General features: G+C 54.3%; 16 protein-coding genes. 12 read left to right on the top strand and 4 right to left on the bottom strand.

The features are described 5' to 3' along the window. Positions 1 to 6 precede the first annotated feature (6 nt). Both phrB and LCD46_05995 read right to left on the bottom strand, forming a co-directional pair. The gene (gene phrB / locus LCD46_06000) at positions 7 to 1,419 is read right to left on the bottom strand and encodes a deoxyribodipyrimidine photo-lyase (GenBank protein UOY71870.1); all 1,413 of its coding nucleotides are present in this window, start codon (positions 1,417 to 1,419) and stop codon (positions 7 to 9) included. Positions 1,420 to 2,022: 603 nt separating this feature from the next. Further along, a complete protein-coding gene (locus LCD46_05995; GenBank protein ID UOY71869.1) occupies positions 2,023 to 2,229 on the bottom strand; it encodes a YbfA family protein in 207 nt (68 codons plus the stop codon). Between the two features lie 309 nt (positions 2,230 to 2,538). Here LCD46_05995 and kdpF point away from each other — a divergent pair, with 309 nt between their 5' ends. From kdpF to potE, 9 genes are all read left to right on the top strand, one after another. Next, positions 2,539 to 2,628, top strand: a complete 90-nt coding sequence (gene kdpF, locus LCD46_05990; protein ID UOY71868.1) for a K(+)-transporting ATPase subunit F — start codon at positions 2,539 to 2,541, stop codon at positions 2,626 to 2,628. Beyond that, entirely contained in the window at positions 2,628 to 4,307 is a 1,680-nt protein-coding gene (gene kdpA / locus LCD46_05985; GenBank protein ID UOY71867.1) for a potassium-transporting ATPase subunit KdpA, read from the top strand. The genes kdpF and kdpA overlap by 1 nt, the downstream gene beginning before the upstream one ends. A gap of 18 nt (positions 4,308 to 4,325) precedes the next feature. Next, positions 4,326 to 6,374, top strand: a complete 2,049-nt coding sequence (gene kdpB, locus LCD46_05980; GenBank protein UOY71866.1) for a potassium-transporting ATPase subunit KdpB — start codon at positions 4,326 to 4,328, stop codon at positions 6,372 to 6,374. Positions 6,375 to 6,386: 12 nt separating this feature from the next. Further along, positions 6,387 to 6,962, top strand: a complete 576-nt coding sequence (gene kdpC / locus LCD46_05975) for a potassium-transporting ATPase subunit KdpC (GenBank protein ID UOY71865.1) — start codon at positions 6,387 to 6,389, stop codon at positions 6,960 to 6,962. Then, complete coding sequence (gene kdpD, locus LCD46_05970; protein ID UOY71864.1) at positions 6,963 to 9,650, top strand: two-component system sensor histidine kinase KdpD; 2,688 nt, start codon at positions 6,963 to 6,965, stop codon at positions 9,648 to 9,650. Next, positions 9,647 to 10,324, top strand: a complete 678-nt coding sequence (gene kdpE / locus LCD46_05965) for a two-component system response regulator KdpE (GenBank protein UOY71863.1) — start codon at positions 9,647 to 9,649, stop codon at positions 10,322 to 10,324. The genes kdpD and kdpE overlap by 4 nt, the downstream gene beginning before the upstream one ends. A 280-nt stretch (positions 10,325 to 10,604) precedes the next feature. Next, positions 10,605 to 10,709 carry a leader peptide SpeFL gene (speFL, locus tag LCD46_05960; GenBank protein ID UOY71862.1) on the top strand — a complete coding sequence of 35 codons (105 nt, stop codon included), beginning with the start codon at positions 10,605 to 10,607 and terminating at the stop codon, positions 10,707 to 10,709. Positions 10,710 to 10,963: 254 nt separating this feature from the next. Next, positions 10,964 to 13,162 (top strand): ornithine decarboxylase SpeF, encoded by a 2,199-nt coding sequence (speF, locus tag LCD46_05955; protein UOY71861.1) that lies wholly within the window; start codon positions 10,964 to 10,966, stop codon positions 13,160 to 13,162. Further along, positions 13,159 to 14,472 carry a putrescine-ornithine antiporter gene (potE, locus tag LCD46_05950; GenBank protein ID UOY71860.1) on the top strand — a complete coding sequence of 438 codons (1,314 nt, stop codon included), beginning with the start codon at positions 13,159 to 13,161 and terminating at the stop codon, positions 14,470 to 14,472. The genes speF and potE overlap by 4 nt, the downstream gene beginning before the upstream one ends. A 33-nt stretch (positions 14,473 to 14,505) precedes the next feature. Here the strand turns inward: potE and pgm are convergent, their stop codons facing one another. Together pgm and seqA are read right to left on the bottom strand one after the other, a co-directional pair. After that, the gene (pgm, locus tag LCD46_05945; protein UOY71859.1) at positions 14,506 to 16,146 is read right to left on the bottom strand and encodes a phosphoglucomutase (alpha-D-glucose-1,6-bisphosphate-dependent); all 1,641 of its coding nucleotides are present in this window, start codon (positions 16,144 to 16,146) and stop codon (positions 14,506 to 14,508) included. A gap of 24 nt (positions 16,147 to 16,170) precedes the next feature. Continuing rightward, a complete protein-coding gene (gene seqA / locus LCD46_05940) occupies positions 16,171 to 16,719 on the bottom strand; it encodes a replication initiation negative regulator SeqA (GenBank protein ID UOY71858.1) in 549 nt (182 codons plus the stop codon). A 183-nt stretch (positions 16,720 to 16,902) separates the two neighbouring features. On the opposite strand from seqA, the gene ybfF reads away from it, so the two are divergent. From ybfF to fldA, 3 genes are all read left to right on the top strand, one after another. Continuing rightward, positions 16,903 to 17,676 carry an esterase gene (ybfF, locus tag LCD46_05935; GenBank protein UOY71857.1) on the top strand — a complete coding sequence of 258 codons (774 nt, stop codon included), beginning with the start codon at positions 16,903 to 16,905 and terminating at the stop codon, positions 17,674 to 17,676. 128 nt (positions 17,677 to 17,804) lie between these two features. Further along, on the top strand, positions 17,805 to 18,092 hold the full coding sequence (gene ybfE, locus LCD46_05930) for a LexA regulated protein (protein ID UOY71856.1): 288 nt from the start codon (positions 17,805 to 17,807) through the stop codon (positions 18,090 to 18,092). A gap of 155 nt (positions 18,093 to 18,247) precedes the next feature. Then, positions 18,248 to 18,778, top strand: a complete 531-nt coding sequence (gene fldA / locus LCD46_05925) for a flavodoxin FldA (protein ID UOY71855.1) — start codon at positions 18,248 to 18,250, stop codon at positions 18,776 to 18,778. Positions 18,779 to 18,923: the final 145 nt, after the last annotated feature.

Raw genomic sequence — 18,923 nt, 5'->3', positions numbered from 1 at the left:
ATTCTCTTAAGCTTTACGGGCGGCTTCGTACGCCGCCAGCGTGGCGACGCGCGCCTGTTTATGGTCAACAATCGGACGAGGATAATCCAGCGTGACGCGCTGTTTATCCGCCCAGACCCACGGTTCGTGAATCGCTTTGGCGGGAACATCCTTCAGTTCAGGTACCCAGGCGCGAATAAACGCACCTTCAGCATCAAATTTTTGCCCCTGGGTGGTTGGATTAAAAATCCGGAAATAGGGAGCCGCATCGGTGCCGGTAGAGGCCGCCCACTGCCAGCCACCGTTGTTCGCCGCCAGATCGCCATCGATCAACTGAGAGATAAAATAGCGCTCCCCGATACGCCAGTCGATAAGCAGATCTTTCACCAGGAAGCTGGCGGCGATCATCCGCAGACGGTTGTGCATCCACCCGGTTTCATTCAGTTGGCGCATCGCGGCATCAACAATTGGGTAGCCCGTTTCTCCCTTCTGCCAGGCCTGTAAAAGCGTCTCGCTATACTGCCATTTTACGTTATCGGTCCAGGGAATGAATGGCCGATGCTTACATAAATCAGGGTGATACGTCATCAAATGGCGATAGAATTCGCGCCAGATAAGTTCGTTAAGCCAGACCGAGCCCACGCCTCCGTCCAGCGCCTGAGGTTGTTCGGCCAGAAGGCGGTGCAAACACTGGCGCGGAGAAAGGACACCCAGCGCTAAACAGGCCGATAAACGGCTGGTTCCTTCAATAGCGGGAAAATCCCTGCGCGTGTCATATTCGCCCGCGCCCTGTTTGCAAAACTGGCGCAGTTTCGCGATAGCAGATTTCTCGTTTTCGGGGATCAGAAGTGCATTGAACGCCTGCTGGGGATAGTTAAATGTCAGCTCAGGCAGATCCGCTATCACGTCGCCCCGGACAGCAGGAGCGACCACGCACTCCGGCAGTGCCTCTTTAAGACGTTTAACAAAGGCATTTTTAAAGGGCGTAAACACTTTATACATTTCATGACCACCGGTCATGACGCTGCCCGGTGCCAGCATCACGCTGTCATCAAATCCCTGGCACTGAACATCCTTCAGGATTGACTCCAGCTGGCGATCTCGCTGACGTTCGTTCAGCTCGTACTGATAGTTATAAAAAAGATGTGTGACTTCGTTCTGCTGACAGATCTCCTGTACCGTCTGAAGCTGTGCGGCAAAGTCACTCACCTCTCTATAAATCAGGGGAATGCCTTTTTCGGCCAGCGAGTGCTGCAGATCGTTCAGCCAGGCACGGAGCAAGGCCGCCTGGCGGGGAGCCATATCATGCTGCCGCCACTGCTCGGGCGTGGCAATAAACAGAGCCAGTACGTTAGCGTCTTTGGCGCGACAGGCCGCCGCGAGTGCGATGTTGTCATGTACGCGCAGGTCCGCGCGAAACCAAACCAGATGGGTGGGCATAAAACTCCAGGCAAATATCCATTATGTCCGTAAGGCCATGCCACCAAAGAGAAAATGGTGCAGGCTTTTATGTACTTTGCCATGAAGTGTAGACGCGATGAAATAAAAAAGGCCGCCCGGGGCGGCCTTAACGCTACTTGTCCTGCGCTATGGAGGAAAATGCAATAAACCCGTTCGGTTCATCACTTTTTACAACGAGTACGCTGGCGACAATGAACGCGATGCAAAAATAGCGTTTCATTATGCGGTCCCTGCTGCTAACCGCTCCACCGTTCACCACCGGTGATAAGTCGGTGGACACAAGCTCTGACGAAAGCCTGACTTACGGTTGTGGTGACGCCTTTCCCGGGACCGGTGCCCATGTGCAAGATGGCGGAAAGGGACGCTGCATACTAGTTGGCCGTGGCGTAAAACGTAACCCATGGAAGTGATTTCTAAGAATATATTTAGGGAGTTGCAGTTTGATTACATAAGGACCTGAGATATTCTTGTAAGCCTCTGACGAGAGCTTGAAAACCACCCAACGGACCGCGAATCCCGAGGGACAAAAAAACCGCCACATTGCTGTTGGCGGTTTTTTTATTGCTGTGTGGAATCTTTGTATCAGTAGAAATCGCAGGTCGCTTTCTCGGCCTGATCCATCCACACCGGCTTCTCGCTGGTTTTCGCCCAGACGCGGTGCAGATAGCTGTAAAAACGTGCACGATCTTTCCAGAACAGCATCACCGGCAGCGCCAGCACACCAGCCACTACGGCGAAAGTGCGACGCATGAAAACGATATGAGCCGGAAACTCTTTATAAAGATCCATATTTTTCTCCCCTATAGTTGGCCGGAAACGTCATCCGGAAAATTCAAAATCTGTGACCTGGCTAAAATAATATCGCTTTGTTTGTAATTTTACTACTCATCCGACCACTTATTTTTGTCCGTTTAGTGAAAATTTACACTCGCGCCGTAATTAAGTTACAAAAAAGTTAACAGTTTACTTATCAATAGTTAAATTGTGGGCTTTGTCATTTTTATACTTTTTTTACACCCGCCCTCCCCATTTTTGCGAAATCTTTGCGCCAGAAATCCTACCGTTAACACAACAACAAAAGTCACCCGGAGGTGGATTGTGAGTGCAGGTCTTATTGCCGGCATCGTGCTGGTGTTCCTGTTATTGGGTTATCTGGTCTATGCCCTGATTAATGCGGAGGCATTCTGATGGCTGCTCAGGCGTTTTTGCTTATTGCCAGCTTCTTAGTGGTATTGTTCGTTCTGGCAAGGCCACTGGGAACAGGACTGGCACGGCTGATCAACAACGTACCTTTGCCGGGCACGGGAAGCGTTGAAAAAGGGATCTGGCGTGTACTGGGAGTTCGTGATCAGGAAATGAACTGGCGTCAATATCTGACAGCCATTCTGCTGCTGAATATCGTTGGCCTTATTGCGCTTTTTGCCATGTTGATGTTGCAGGGTATTCTGCCGCTCAATCCACAGCAGTTACCGGGTCTGTCCTGGCACCTTGCGTTGAACACGGCAGTCAGCTTTGTCACCAACACCAACTGGCAGTCCTATTCCGGTGAAACCACGCTCAGCTACTTCAGCCAGATGGTCGGTTTAACCGTGCAGAACTTCCTCTCGGCCGCCACTGGTATCGCCGTTATCTTCGCGCTGACGCGTGCTTTTGCACGCCAAAAAATCAGTACGCTGGGAAATGCCTGGGTGGATCTGACGCGCATCACGCTGTGGATCCTGCTGCCCATTGCGCTGCTGATCGCGCTGTTCTTTATTCAGCAAGGCACCCTGCAAAACCTGCTGCCTTATGCATCTTATACCTCGCTGGAAGGTGCAAAACAGCTCCTGCCGATGGGTCCGGTGGCATCACAGGAAGCCATCAAGATGCTCGGAACGAACGGTGGTGGCTTCTTTAACGCCAACTCGTCTCATCCGTTTGAAAACCCTACCACCTTGACCAATTACGTGCAGATGCTGGCAATCTTCCTGATTCCTGCCGCACTCTGCTTTGCCTTTGGCGACGTGGTCAACGATCGCCGTCAGGGACGCACACTGCTGTGGACTATGTCGCTGATCTTCGTGGTCTGCGTTGCGCTGGTCATGTGGGCAGAATGGCAGGGTAATCCGCATTTCCTCTCACTGGGTGCTGATAGCGCAATCAACATGGAAGGTAAAGAGAGCCGCTTTGGCATTCTCGCCAGCAGCCTGTATGCCGTCGTCACCACGGCGGCATCCTGCGGGGCGGTAAATGCTATGCATGACTCCTTTACGGCACTGGGTGGCATGATCCCAATGTGGCTGATGCAGATTGGCGAAGTGGTGTTTGGTGGCGTGGGCTCAGGTCTTTACGGCATGCTGCTGTTTGTGCTGCTGGCGGTGTTTATTGCCGGTCTGATGATTGGCCGCACCCCGGAATACCTCGGTAAAAAAATCGACGTTCGCGAGATGAAATTAACCGCGCTGGCGATTCTGGTCACCCCTGCCCTCGTGCTGCTCGGCACCGCGCTGGCGCTGATGACCGAAGCCGGACGCAGCGGCATCTTTAACCCGGGTATCCATGGCTTCAGTGAAGTGCTGTATGCCGTCTCGTCTGCGGCTAACAACAACGGTAGCGCCTTTGCCGGCTTAAGCGCCAACTCGCCTTTCTGGAACTGCCTGCTGGCGTTCTGCATGTTCTTTGGTCGCTTTGGCGTCATTGTGCCGGTCATGGCCATTGCCGGATCGCTGGTGAGTAAAAAAATTCAACCGACCACCACTGGCACATTACCGACCCACGGCGCGCTGTTTATCGGCCTGTTGACAGGCACCGTGTTGCTGGTCGGCGCCCTGACCTTTATCCCCGCCCTCGCGTTAGGCCCGGTCGCGGAATTCCTCTCTTTACGCTGATTTTGCGGAGAAATTGTCATGAGTCGTAAACAACTGGCCCTGCTCGAACCGTCATTAGTTCGCCAGGCGCTTATGGATGCGGTGAAAAAGTTGAGTCCGCGCGTCCAGTGGCACAACCCGGTGATGTTTATTGTCTGGGCGGGCAGTGTTCTGACCACCGCCCTGGCGATTGCCATGGGAACGGGCCACATGCCGGGAAATACGATGTTTACCGGCGCCATCAGCCTGTGGCTGTGGTTTACCGTGCTGTTTGCCAACTTTGCAGAAGCACTGGCAGAAGGCCGGAGTAAAGCCCAGGCCAACAGCCTGAAAGGGGTAAAAAAGACTGCCTTCGCGCGCAAGTTGCGTGAACCGAGATACGGTGCGCAGATGGATCACGTTCCGGCGGATGAACTGCGTAAGGGCGATGTGGTACTGGTGGAAGCCGGCGACATTATCCCTTGTGATGGTGAAGTGATTGAAGGCGGCGCATCGGTGGATGAAAGCGCCATCACCGGTGAATCCGCGCCGGTGATCCGTGAGTCCGGCGGCGATTTCGCCTCCGTGACGGGCGGGACGCGCATTCTCTCCGACTGGCTGGTGATCCAGTGTAGCGTTAACCCGGGGGAAACGTTCCTCGACCGGATGATCGCCATGGTGGAAGGCGCGCAGCGTCGTAAAACACCTAACGAAATCGCACTGACCATTCTGCTCGTGGCCTTGACGATCGTCTTCCTGCTGGCAACCGCGACGCTGTGGCCATTCTCCGCCTACGGTGGCACTGCAGTGACCATTACCGTTCTGGTGGCGTTGCTGGTCTGCTTGATCCCAACCACGATTGGCGGCCTGTTGTCGGCTATCGGCGTGGCCGGCATGAGCCGTATGCTCGGTGCCAACGTCATCGCTACCAGTGGACGTGCCGTTGAAGCCGCCGGCGACGTGGATGTGTTGCTGCTGGATAAAACCGGGACCATCACCCTCGGCAACCGCCAGGCGTCAGATTTCTTACCCGCTCCAGGCGTGGATGAAAAAACGCTGGCAGATGCCGCGCAACTCTCTTCCCTTGCCGATGAAACGCCGGAAGGCCGCAGTATTGTGATTCTTGCTAAGCAGCGCTTTAACCTGCGCCAGCGCGACGTTCAGAACCTGCATGCCACTTTCGTGCCCTTCACGGCGCAAACCCGCATGAGTGGGATTAACATTCAGGATCGCATGATCCGTAAAGGTTCCGTTGATGCGATTCGTCGCCACATTGAAGCCAACAACGGTCATTTCCCACCGGAAGTAGACAACCTGGTTGAGAGCGTTGCCCGTCAGGGTGCCACACCGCTGGTGGTAGCTGAGGGGGCTCATGTTCTGGGGGTGATTGCCCTGAAGGACATCGTCAAAGGCGGCATCAAAGAACGTTTTGCCCAGTTGCGTAAAATGGGGATCAAAACGGTGATGATCACCGGGGACAACCGTCTTACTGCCGCGGCGATTGCCGCCGAAGCGGGCGTCGATGATTTTCTTTCCGAAGCCACACCGGAAGCCAAACTGGCGTTGATCCGCCAGTATCAGGCGGAAGGTCGTCTGGTGGCGATGACCGGGGACGGTACCAACGATGCCCCTGCCCTGGCGCAGGCCGACGTGGCAGTGGCGATGAACTCCGGTACCCAGGCAGCCAAAGAGGCGGGCAACATGGTTGATCTCGACTCTAACCCGACCAAGCTGATTGAAGTGGTGCACATCGGCAAACAGATGCTAATGACGCGCGGTTCGCTAACCACGTTCAGTATCGCCAATGACGTGGCAAAGTATTTCGCCATTATTCCGGCCGCGTTTGCCGCGACCTATCCACAACTGAATGCACTTAATGTGATGCACCTGCACTCTCCGGCCTCGGCCATTCTGAGCGCAGTGATCTTTAACGCCCTGATTATTGTCTTCCTGATCCCGCTGGCGCTGAAAGGCGTGATCTATAAACCACTCACTGCGGCCGCCATGCTGCGCCGCAACCTGTGGATTTACGGCCTGGGTGGACTTGTGGTGCCCTTCATCGGCATCAAGGTTATCGACTTGCTGTTGACGCTGTTCGGCCTGGTTTAAAAGGTGAATCAAATGACGATGTTACGCCCCGCTATACTTCTGTTTATTCTGCTGTCTCTGATTACTGGCGGGCTGTATCCGCTGGTGACCACCGCGCTGGGCCAGTGGTGGTTTAAGGATCAGGCCAATGGCTCGCTGATTATGCAAAACGGTGAAAACCGCGGTTCGCGCCTGATTGGACAGAACTTTACGGATGCCCGTTACTTCCAGGGACGCCCTTCCGCCACTGCCGAAAGCCCGTATAATCCGATGGCTTCCGGTGGCAGCAACCTGGCAGGCAGCAACCCAGAGCTGGACAAAGCCGTCGCTGAACGCGTGGCAGCTCTGCGCAGCGCCAATCCTCAGGCCAGCCGCGAGGTTCCCGTGGAACTGGTGACGGCCTCTGCCAGCGGGCTGGACTACAGCCTGACGCCAGCAGCAGTGGCATGGCAGATCCCGCGCGTCGCCGCCGCCCGTCAGTTGACCGTCGAGCAGGTCAGCCAGCTGGTTGCAGAGCACACGCAAAAGCCGCTGGTCGGCTTCATCGGCATGCCTGTGGTAAATATTGTTGAGCTGAATCTGGCGCTGGACGCGCTAAGGAAAAACTAAATGACCGACGAGCCCATGCGCCCGGATCCGGACAGGCTGCTAGAACAGACGGCTGAAGCCCATCGTGGCAAATTGAAAATCTTCTTCGGCGCCTGCGCGGGCGTCGGGAAAACCTTCGCCATGCTGACAGAAGCCCAGCGGCTTCGGGCGCAGGGGCTCGATATACTGATCGGCGTGGTAGAAACCCACGGACGTAAAGAGACGGCGTCGCTGCTGAAGGGGCTGGCCACGCAGCCGCCCCGACGCATCAGCCATCGTGGTCGGTTAGTCACCGAATTCGATCTCGATGCCGCCCTCGCCCGTCGTCCCGCGCTTATCCTGATGGACGAACTGGCGCACAGCAATGCGCCAGGCTCACGCCATCCAAAACGCTGGCAGGACGTTGAAGAGTTACTTGAAGCCGGTATTGACGTTTTCACGACGGTTAACGTTCAGCATCTCGAAAGCCTGAACGACGTGGTGAGCGGCGTGACCGGCATTCAGGTGCGCGAGACGGTGCCTGACCCCTTCTTCGATTCCGCGGACGAGGTGGTGCTGGTCGACCTTCCGCCTGATGATTTGCGCCAGCGTCTGCACGAAGGCAAAGTCTATATCGCCGGCCAGGCCGAGCGCGCCATCGAACATTTCTTTCGCAAAGGCAACCTGATTGCCCTGCGCGAACTGGCTTTACGCCGAACTGCTGACCGTGTTGACGATCAGATGCGTGCCTGGCGTGATCTGCAAGGCCAGGAACGCGTCTGGCATACGCGGGATGCCATCCTCCTGTGTATTGGTCACGGCAGCGGCAATGAAAAACTTGTCCGCACCGCCGCTCGCCTTGCGGCCAAATTTGGCAGCGTCTGGCATGCGGTGTATGTCGAAACGCCGCAGCTACACGCGCTACCAGAAAACCAACGCCGGGCAATTCTGAGTTCGCTGCGCCTGGCCCAGGAGCTGGGCGCGGAAACGGCGACCCTTTCCGATCCTCAGGAAGATAAAGCTATTCTGCGCTACGCGCGCGAACATAACCTGGGGAAGATTGTGATTGGTCGTCGCCAGCACCGTCGCTGGTTTAGCCGCGAATCTTTTGCTGACAAACTGGCTCGCCGCGCGCCTGATTTGGATCTGGTGATCGTTGCACTGGATGACAAACCCACCCCCTTACCGACTCGCGCGCCAGACAGCCGCACCTTTAGCGATAAATGGCGCATTCAGCTTCGCGGTTGCTTTGTCGCCGTCGTGCTTTGCGCCCTGATTACCGTGATTGCCAGCCAGTGGCTGATTGCGTTTGATGCCGCCAACCTGGTGATGGTCTACCTCCTTGGCGTGGTGGTTGTGGCACTCTTTTACGGACGCTGGCCGTCGGTACTGGCGACGGTTATCAACGTTATCAGCTTCGATCTGTTCTTTATTGCCCCCCGCGGAACGCTTGCCGTTTCGGACGTACAGTACATACTCACCTTCGCCGTGATGCTCACCGTCGGGCTGGTGATCGGTAATCTGACGGCGGGCGTGCGCTATCAGGCGCGTATTGCCCGTTATCGCGAACAACGCACGCGTCATCTCTATGAGATGTCGAAATCGCTGGCGGTGGGTCGCACGCCGCTGGATATCGTGCAGACCAGCGAGCAGTTTATCCGCTCGACGTTTCATGCCAGCAACCTGATTTTACTCCCGGACGAACACGGCAAGCTGCGCCCACTGACGTCGGCCACAGGCATGACGCCCTGGGACGAAGCCATCGCGCGCTGGAGCTTTGACAAGGGTTTACCGGCGGGCGCGGGGACAGACACCCTGCCCGGCGTGCCTTATCAAATTTTGCCGCTGCGCAGTGCAGATAAAAACCAGGGGCTGGTTATCGTTGAGCCGTCAAATCTGCGTCAACTGATGATCCCTGAGCAGCAACGACTGCTGGAAACCTTTACGCTGCTGGTTGCCAGCGCGCTCGAACGGCTGGCGCTGACTGCCAGCGAAGAACAGGCGCGTCTGGCAAGCGAGCGTGAGAGTATTCGTAACTCATTGCTTGCGGCGCTCTCTCACGATCTGCGGACCCCACTCACCGTCCTGTTTGGTCAGTCAGAAATCCTGACCCTGGATTTGGCGGCAGAAGGCTCTAAACATGCTCTTCAGGCCAGCGAGATCCGCCAGCATGTACTGAATACCACGCGCCTGGTGAATAATCTGCTTGATATGGCGCGTATTCAGTCAGGCGGATTTAACCTCAAAAAAGAGTGGCTCACGCTCGAAGAGGTAGTTGGCAGCGCGCTGAAAATGCTGGAGCCAGGCCTTGGCGGGCGCCATATTGCGTTGAACATGCCTGAACCGCTTACCTTAATTCACGTTGATGGTCCGCTGTTTGAACGGGTGCTGATCAACCTGCTGGAAAATGCCGGTAAGTATGCAGGATCCAGCGCCCAGATTGGGGTCGATGCAACGGTGGAAGATCAGACGCTTCGCCTTGAAGTCTGGGATACCGGGCCAGGTATTCCTGCCGGACAAGAGCTGGCCATTTTCGAAAAATTCGCGCGTGGCAATAAGGAGTCGGCCATTCCGGGGGTTGGGCTGGGTCTGGCCATTTGCCAGGCGATTATTGATGTCCATGGCGGGACCATTTCCGCAGAGAACCGTCCGGATGGAGGCGCGCGTTTTTGTGTTACACTTCCTCTGGAAACCCCGCCGGAACTTAATGAATTACCAGAGGATTTGTGATCAACGTTCTGATTGTTGAAGATGAGATCGCCATTAGCCGCTTTCTGCGCGCTGCGCTGGAAGGAGATGGCCTGCGCGTTCATGATGCGGGTACGCTCCAACGGGGTTTAATTGAAGCCGCCACACGCAAGCCGGACCTGGTGATCCTCGACCTTGGTCTGCCGGATGGTGACGGTATTGATTTTATCCGTGAAGTCCGCCAGTGGAGCCAGATGCCGATTCTGGTGCTTTCAGCACGTACTGAAGAGACGGATAAAATCGCGGCGCTGGACGCCGGAGCGGATGACTATCTGATTAAACCTTTCGGCATTGGCGAGCTACAGGCTCGCCTTCGCGTGGCGCTGCGTCGTCACAGCGCCACCACGCCCGCCGATCCCACGTACACGTTTGGTGATATCCAGGTTGACCTTGCCGCCCGGCGCATTGTGCGTGGTGAGGAGGAGATCCATCTCACCCCAATAGAATTTCGACTGCTTGCCGTGTTGCTCAATAACCACGGGAAGGTGCTCACCCAACGCCAGCTACTGAACCAGGTATGGGGGCCAAATGCCGTGGAGCATAGTCACTATTTACGCATATATATGGGACACCTTCGTCAGAAACTCGAAGTCGACCCCGCTCGCCCTCGTCATTTATTAACTGAAACCGGTATCGGTTATCGGTTTATGCTTTGAATAACTATTCATTTTTATTTATAAATAAAACTAAGCTCACTTATTAAATATTCTGAAAATAACCCGATGGTTATTTTTCCGTCTTATTTTTGCCCATTCAAAACATTAATAACACAACCCATTAACGCATCACCAACAAATCAGCATTTTGATCTGCGATATTCATCAAAAACGAATATTTATTTCTGATTTGATCGGTTAATGGTGATCTTCTTCACAGTTCATAGCCCTTTCCTGGATAAAATGACCATGCTTTCAATTACTGAAAGGAAAATGAAACATGGAAAACAACAATCGTTTAATGCCCCATATAAGGCGGACAACACATATCATGATGTTTGCCCACCGAAACTGCTTTGACTTTCATCTCTTTAATGCCCGGTAGTCCTTCGACTTCTGGCGCACCCGCTTACAGGTCATCCTGAAACTCATTTATTTACAGGCAATTGCCTGTGAACCCGTGCGCTTATTCATCTTAATTCAGACGCATCTGCAACCGGGCAGACTGAATTTCAATCATCAAAAAGCAACTCACTGATTTTAATCAGCGGTCACCCTTTGCTTTTTTTCCGGGAAATTATCGATTTCTTTTTTACAAAGAATCGAGGGACTTCTATTACCTAAAATAAAGAGATAAAGATGAAAAATTTAAAAATCGCAGCCAGCCGTGCATGCCCTGATTGCTTTACCACTCAGCGTGAACTCGTGGATGTCAGAGCCTCTGATTATATTGATGTTGCCGCTATTGTTCTGGCGGTCAGCGATATTTCCAGCGGCATTCTGGAAGAAATAGAAGCCACCGGGTTTGGCATTCCTGTTTTTGTCGCAACGCACAAAGAAGAGATCATCCCGGCAGACTACTTATCGCGCATTCACGGCGTTTTCGAACACTCAGACACCAGCAACGACTTTTATGGACGTCAACTGGAAGCGGCGGCCCAGAAGTATGAAACCCAGTTGCGACCGCCGTTTTTCCGCGCCCTGGTCGACTACGTGAAACAGGGTAACAGCGCCTTTGACTGCCCGGGGCATCAGGGCGGCCAGTTCTTCCGCCGCCATCCTGCCGGTAATCAGTTTGTCGATTTCTTTGGTGAAACGCTCTTCCGTTCCGATCTGTGCAACGCCGACGTGGCGATGGGCGATCTGCTGATCCATGAAGGTGCGCCGTGCATTGCGCAGCAACATGCGGCGAAAGTCTTTAATGCCGATAAGACCTACTTCGTGCTGAATGGAACGTCATCATCCAACAAAGTAGTGCTTAACGCCCTGCTCACTCCTGGCGACCTGGTCCTGTTTGACCGTAACAACCATAAATCGAACCATCACGGTGCCCTCCTCCAGGCAGGTGCAACACCGGTCTATCTGGAAACCGCGCGTAACCCGTACGGCTTTATCGGGGGTATTGACGCCCACTGCTTTGAAGAGAGTTATCTGCGCGAGCTGGTATCAGAAGTCGCACCAGGCAGAGCGCGTGATGCACGTCCGTTCCGCCTGGCGGTAATCCAGCTAGGTACTTACGATGGCACCATTTATAACGCTCGTCAGGTGGTAGATAAGATTGGCCCTCTGTGTGACTACATCCTGTTTGACTCAGCCTGGGTAGGTTACGAGCAGTTTATTCCGATGATGGCCGACTGCTCTCCACTGCTGCTGGAACTGAACGAAAACGACCCGGGCATTCTGGTGACCCAGTCCGTGCATAAACAACAGGCTGGCTTCTCGCAAACCTCGCAGATCCACAAGAAAGACAGCCACATTAAAGGTCAACAGCGCTATGTGCCCCACAAGCGTCTGAATAATGCCTTTATGATGCACGCCTCCACCAGCCCGTTCTATCCGCTGTTTGCCGCACTGGATATCAACGCCCGCATGCATGAAGGCCAGAGTGGCCGCAACATGTGGATGGACTGCGTGGTCACCGGTATCGAAGCGCGTAAGCTGATCCTGCAGAATTGCCAGTATCTGCGTCCATTCGTGCCAGATATGGTGGATGGTCGTCCGTGGGAAAGCTGGGAGACGTCGGAAATCGCTACCGATCTGCGCTTCTTCCATTTTGTTCCCGGTGAGAACTGGCATGCTTTTGAGGGCTACGCCGAACATCAATATTTTATCGACCCGTGCAAACTGCTGCTGACCACGCCAGGCATTAACGCGCGTACCGGCGAGTATGAGGATTTCGGGGTACCTGCCACAATCCTTGCCAACTTCCTGCGTGAAAACGGCATTGTGCCGGAGAAATGTGACCTCAACTCGATCCTGTTCCTGCTCACCCCAGCAGAGGATATGGGCAAACTGCAACAACTGGTGGCACAGCTGGTGCGCTTCGAAAAACTGCTCGAGAGCGATGTTCCGCTGAAAGACGTCCTGCCTTCTCTTTACAAACAACATCCTGAGCGTTACGCAGATTACACCCTGCGCCAGATTTGCCAGGAGATGCATGACCTGTATGCCCGTCACAACGTGAAACAGCTGCAAAAAGAGATGTTCCGCAAATCCCACTTCCCACGCGTGATGATGAATCCACAAGATGCGAACTACGCCTATCTGCGCGGTGAAGTTGAACTGGTGTCCCTGCGCGACGCGGAAGGTCGCATCGCTGCCGAAGGCGCACTCCCTTATCCACCAGGAGTGTTGTGTGTTGTCCCAGGGGAAGTCTGGGGCGGTTCCGTACTGCGCTACTTTGCCGCACTGGAAGAAGGCATCAACCTTCTGCCTGGCTTCGCACCGGAACTGCAGGGCGTGTATGTCGAGGAGTGTGAAGGGCGCAAAGAGGTTCGCTGCAACGTCATCAAACAACCCACCGCTCAGCCTGCACTGCTGAAAGGAGAGAAATTATGAGTAAATCCAACAAAATGGGCGTGGTGCAGCTGACCATCCTCACCATGGTTAACATGATGGGGTCAGGGATCATCATGCTGCCGACCAAGCTTGCAGAAGTGGGAACCATTTCGATTATCTCCTGGCTGGTGACCGCCGTAGGGTCAATGGCCCTGGCATGGGCCTTTGCCAAATGCGGGATGTTCAGCCGCAAGTCAGGCGGGATGGGGGGCTATGCAGAATACGCCTTTGGTAAGTCAGGCAACTTTATGGCCAACTATACCTATGGTGTGTCATTGCTGATCGCTAACGTGGCGATTGCCATTTCCGCCGTGGGTTACGGTACGGAGCTGTTTGGTGCCACGCTGAGCCCGGTACAAATTGGGCTGGCGACCATCGGTGTGCTGTGGATCTGCACCGTGGCTAACTTTGGCGGCGCGCGTATCACCGGACAGCTCAGCAGCATCACCGTCTGGGGCGTGATTATCCCGGTTGTTGGCCTGTGCATCATCGGCTGGTTCTGGTTCAGCCCGACCTTGTACGCGAACTCCTGGAACCCTCACCATGTACCGTTCTTTACCGCAGTGGGTTCTTCCATTGCCATGACGCTTTGGGCCTTCCTCGGTCTGGAATCTGCCTGCGCGAATGCGGAAGTGGTTGAGAACCCTGAGAAAAACGTCCCGATTGCGGTCCTCGGCGGAACGCTGGGCGCGGCGGTGATCTATATCGTCTCGACTAACGTGATTGCCGGGATTGTGCCAAACATGGATCTGGCTAACTCTACGGCGCCGTTTGGTCTGGCCTTTGCGCAGATGTTCACCCCGGAAGTCGGGAAAGTGATCATGGGCCTGATGGTGATGTCCTGCTGCGGTTCACTCCTCGGCTGGCAGTTCACCATCGCTCAGGTCTTTAAATCCTCGGCTGACGAAGGGTACTTCCCGAAAATCTTCTCCCGCGTCACCAAAGCGGATGCACCGGTGCAGGGCATGCTGGCGATTGTCATCTTCCAGAGTGGATTATCGCTGATGACCATTAGCCCGTCGCTGAACAGCCAGTTCAACGTGCTGGTTAACCTGGCGGTCGTGACGAACATCATTCCGTATATTCTGTCGATGGCGGCGCTGGTGATTATTCAGAAGGTGGCGAAGGTGGACCCACGCAAAGCGCGGGCGGCCAATATCGTGGCGCTGATTGGGGCAATCTACAGCTTCTATGCGCTCTACTCATCCGGCCAGGAAGCGATGCTTTACGGCGCAATGGTCACCTTTATGGGCTGGACGCTGTACGGTCTGGTGTCACCACGGTTCGAGTTAAAGAATAAGCACAGCTAAAAAAAAGGAGCCATTCGGCTCCCTTTTTCATTCTTACGCGTTTTTCAACACTTCACTGACAATCTCTACCGCTTCTTTCTCAATCTGCTGACGATGTTCAGCGCCGAGGAAGCTTTCGCAATAGATCTTGTACGCATCTTCGGTACCGGATGGACGCGCGGCGAACCAGCCGTTTTCAGTCATCACTTTCAGGCCGCCAATAGAGGCTCCATTACCCGGTGCAGCCGTCAGGCGTGCAGTGATCGGGTCGCCAGCCAGCGTGCTCGCACTGACCATCTCCGGAGAGAGTTTGGACAGGGCGGCTTTCTGAGCTGAAGTCGCCGATGCCTGAATACGGTTATAGCTTGGTGCACCAAAGCGTGCAGCCAGCTCATTGTAGTGTTCCTGCGGGTTTTTACCGGTGACAGCGGTAATTTCCGCCGCCAGCAGGCACATAATGATGCCGTCTTTATCGGTTGACCATGGCGTGCCGTCGAAACGCAGGAAAGATGCCCCGGCGCTCTCTTCACCGCCAAAACCGAAGCTGCCGTCGTGCAGACCGTCAACGAACCATTTGAAGCCCACCGGCACTTCCACCAGCTTGCGGCCCAGCGCGTCGACCACACGGTCGATCATCGCAGAGGAGACCAGCGTTTTGCCCACAGCAACCTCTTTGCCCCACTGCGGACGGTGCTGGAACAGGTAGTTAATCGCTACCGCCAGGTAATGGTTCGGGTTCATCAGCCCTGCCGGGGTGACGATACCATGACGGTCGTAATCCGGGTCGTTGGCAAATGCCAGATCGAATTTGTCGCGCAGCGCCAGCAGGCCCGCCATCGCACATTCAGAGGAGCAGTCCATACGGATTGCGCCGTCTTTATCCAGGTGCATGAAGCGGAAGGTCTGATCGACGTGATCGTTCACGATGGTCAGATCCAGCTTGTAATGCTCAGCAATGCGTTTCCAGTATTCAATACCGGAGCCACCGAGCGGATCCACACCCAGCTTCAGACCGGCTTTCTGAATCGCCGCCATGTCGACGATATCCGCCAGCCCTTCAATAAACGGCTGCACCAGATCCAGCTCTTTCACATGACCAGATGCCATCGCAGCATCCAGAGAAATACGTTTCACACCTTTCAGGCCATCGGCTAACAGGGCGTTAGCACGATCTTCCACCACTTTGGTGACGTTAGTATCAGCCGGGCCGCCATTAGGCGGGTTGTATTTGATACCACCATCTTCCGGCGGGTTGTGGGATGGCGTGATAACGATCCCGTCAGCCAGCGCGCCCCCTTTCTTGTTGTGCACAAGAATGGCGTTAGACACCGCAGGCGTTGGCGTGAATCCGTTATTCTCCTGAATAATCACATCAACGCCGTTTGCGGCCAGCACTTCCAGGACAGAAATGAATGCCGGCTCAGACAAAGCATGGGTATCTTTTCCCACATAGCATAGACCAGTAACGCCATTTTTGGCGCGCTCTTCCGCAATGGCCTGAGCAATGGCCAGAATGTGCGGTTCGTTAAAGCTATGGCGCGCCGCGCTACCGCGGTGACCAGATGTACCAAACTTCACGGCGTGTTCTGCATTGCCCACAACCGGCTTCAGAACGTAATACTGCGCGGTCAGCTGAGCGACATTAATCAAATCGCTTTGTTGTGCAGGTTGGCCTGCACGGCTGTGATTTGCCATTACCGGGTCCTTCTGATGCAAGGGTTAAATTGTACCGCAAACCTTTTCAATCAATTCCGCCGGGAACTGCATAGACTGCATGATGTGTTCAATCATGCTGCACTTGCGGCCCGTATTGGTATTGGTGATCACCCAGTACGGAGTGCCAGGGACATGTTTGGGTTTGGTTTGATTGCCATTTTGCAGCAGCGTTTGCTCGTCACCCGCGAAATAGACGCGAGTACGACCGTGCAGCGACTCGGTCGCTTCAGCAAACGCTTTGTTATCCAGTGAGTAGAGTGTAGACAGCACCAGCATAAAGCGGTTAACCGCCTTTTTTTGCTCCGCATATTCATCGGACAGCAGCAGCTCGCGCATCGCCCGTACTTTATCTTTTGCCGGTGTCACGGCAGGTTTTGCTTGTGCAACAACGCTCTGCTGAGACACGACATCTTTGGTAACTGGGGTGACAGGCTGTGAAGCGGCGGAAATTTTAAGCATGCGCCGTAAAATGTCGGACGCACTCTCCCCGATATGCCGCGTCTGGCTGGCAATATACTGATAGAGTTCGTCATCAACTTCGATTGTTTTCATCTTAATCCAGTGCGATATCTTATCTGAATACAAGTCATTGGGATTATAAGGTCAAATCCCAACAGCGGATAGCGTCAAACCAGGTTGGCGGCAAAAGTCAGATTAAACTGGAACCTTGCAGCCGGGCGGCAGAATGGTCAACATGATACCCTAACCTGACATACGTAAAAAAAGAACTTTGCCATGAAATTGAATACCCGAGCGCAAACTGCACAATCGACGAACAATAATTCTCCCATCGTACTGGTTCACGGACTTTTTGGCAGCCTGGATAACCTGGGCGTGCTGGCGCGCGATCTGGTTATCGATCACGACATTTTGCAAGTCGACATGCGCAATCACGGTCTTTCAGGGCGCTCAGAAGAGATGACCTACGCGGCAATGGCGCAGGATCTGCTGGATACGCTGGATGCCAACAACCTGCAAAAGGTCACCCTCATCGGGCATTCAATGGGCGGCAAAGCGGTAATGGCCCTGACGGCGCTGGCACCTGAGAGAATTCAGGGTCTGGTGGTAATCGATGTTGCTCCGGTGGATTACGACGTTCGACGCCATGACGAAATTTTCGCGGCGATCAACGCGGTAACAAAGGCAAGAGCCACGACTCGTCAACAAGCGGCTGCCGTCATGCGTGAGCATCTTGATGAAGAAGGTGTCGTGCAGTTCCTGCTGAAGTCATTCGTTGACGGACAATGGCGTTTTAACGTGCCGGTGCTCTGGGAGCAGTACAACAATATCGTAGGCTGGGAAACGGTACCTGCCTGGCCACACCCTACCCTCTTTATTCGTGGCGTCAACTCGCCTTACGTCACCGACGCGTACCGCGACGCATTGCTGGCGCAATTCCCGCAGGCTCGTGCTCATGTTATCGCCGGGGCCGGACACTGGGTTCACGCGGAAAAACCTGACGCCGTATTGCGCGCCATTCACCGCTATCTTGCTGATACTGCAAATTGATTAAAAAGAGAGCGACTGGAAGGCTGCAGGCTTCCAGTCGTTGGCGTGCCGTTTTTGGTGATGTATGATGGCGCGCTTATCGCCCGGGCATTAGCAGGGCGGCGTGTTTCCCCCGAAGTCTCAGAATCATGGCCAAAGAACAAACGGACCGTACGACACTAGATCTGTTCGCGAATGAGCGTCGCCCGGGACGACCGAAAACGAATCCGCTTTCGCGCGATGAACAGCTGCGTATCAATAAACGCAATCAGCTTAAACGCGATAAAAATCGTGGGCTTAAGCGTGTCGAACTGAAGCTCAACGCCGACGCCGTCGATGCGCTTAACGAGCTGGCTGACGCGCGAAATATTAGCCGCAGCGAACTCATTGAAGAGATGTTGCTCGTCCAGCTTGAGACGTTACGCAGCCAGGCATAAGTCTGAAAATCCCCTTTATCGCCCTTTTCATGTAGCACAGAGTGCAGTCCTGCGCGATAGCTGTTTCCGCAGGGTTGCCAGTTCTGCTATTATTGCCCTTATCCGTGGCCGAATTGCGCCACCATACTATTAAGTTTCAAGAGGTTATTTTACTCATGGCAATCATCGGCATTTTCTTCGGCAGTGATACCGGCAATACCGAAAATATCGCAAAAAACATTCAAAAACAGCTCGGTAAAGACGTTGCTGATGTGCATGACATCGCCAAGAGCAGCAAAGAAGATCTCGAAGGCTATGACATTCTGCTGCTAGGTATTCCAACCTGGTACTACGGTGAAGCCCAGTGTGACTGGGATGATTTCTTCCCGACGCTGGAAGAAGTTGATTTCAACGGCAAGCTGGTTGCCCTTTTTGGCTGTGGCGATCAGGAAGACTACGCAGAATATTTCTGTGATGCGCTGGGTACCATCCGCGACATCATTGAGCCAAATGGCGCGGTTATCGTAGGCCACTGGCCAACGGCGGGTTACCACTTCGAAGCCTCTAAAGGCCTGGCTGATGACGATCACTTCGTGGGTCTGGCCATCGACGAAGACCGCCAGCCTGAACTGACCGCAGAGCGTGTTGAGAAGTGGGTTAAGCAGATCCGTGAAGAACTGCACCTGGATGATATTCTGAACGCCTGATTTTTATCGTGGCGCAACTGCGGTTGCGCCACGCCCCAGGTCAAACCGATTAAATTAATTGCTACAATCTTTTAACTTTTTCGCCCAGACCTGTACAATGTCTCCCTGAAAAATGTGGTTTCCATTGAGCAAGTTTGTTGGTGAT

It is taken from the genome of Enterobacter ludwigii, from assembly GCA_023023105.1.
Classification (GTDB): domain Bacteria; phylum Pseudomonadota; class Gammaproteobacteria; order Enterobacterales; family Enterobacteriaceae; genus Enterobacter; species Enterobacter adelaidei.
Note: the sequence above shows the minus strand (reverse complement) of the source record. Positions and strands in the feature narration are given on the sequence as shown.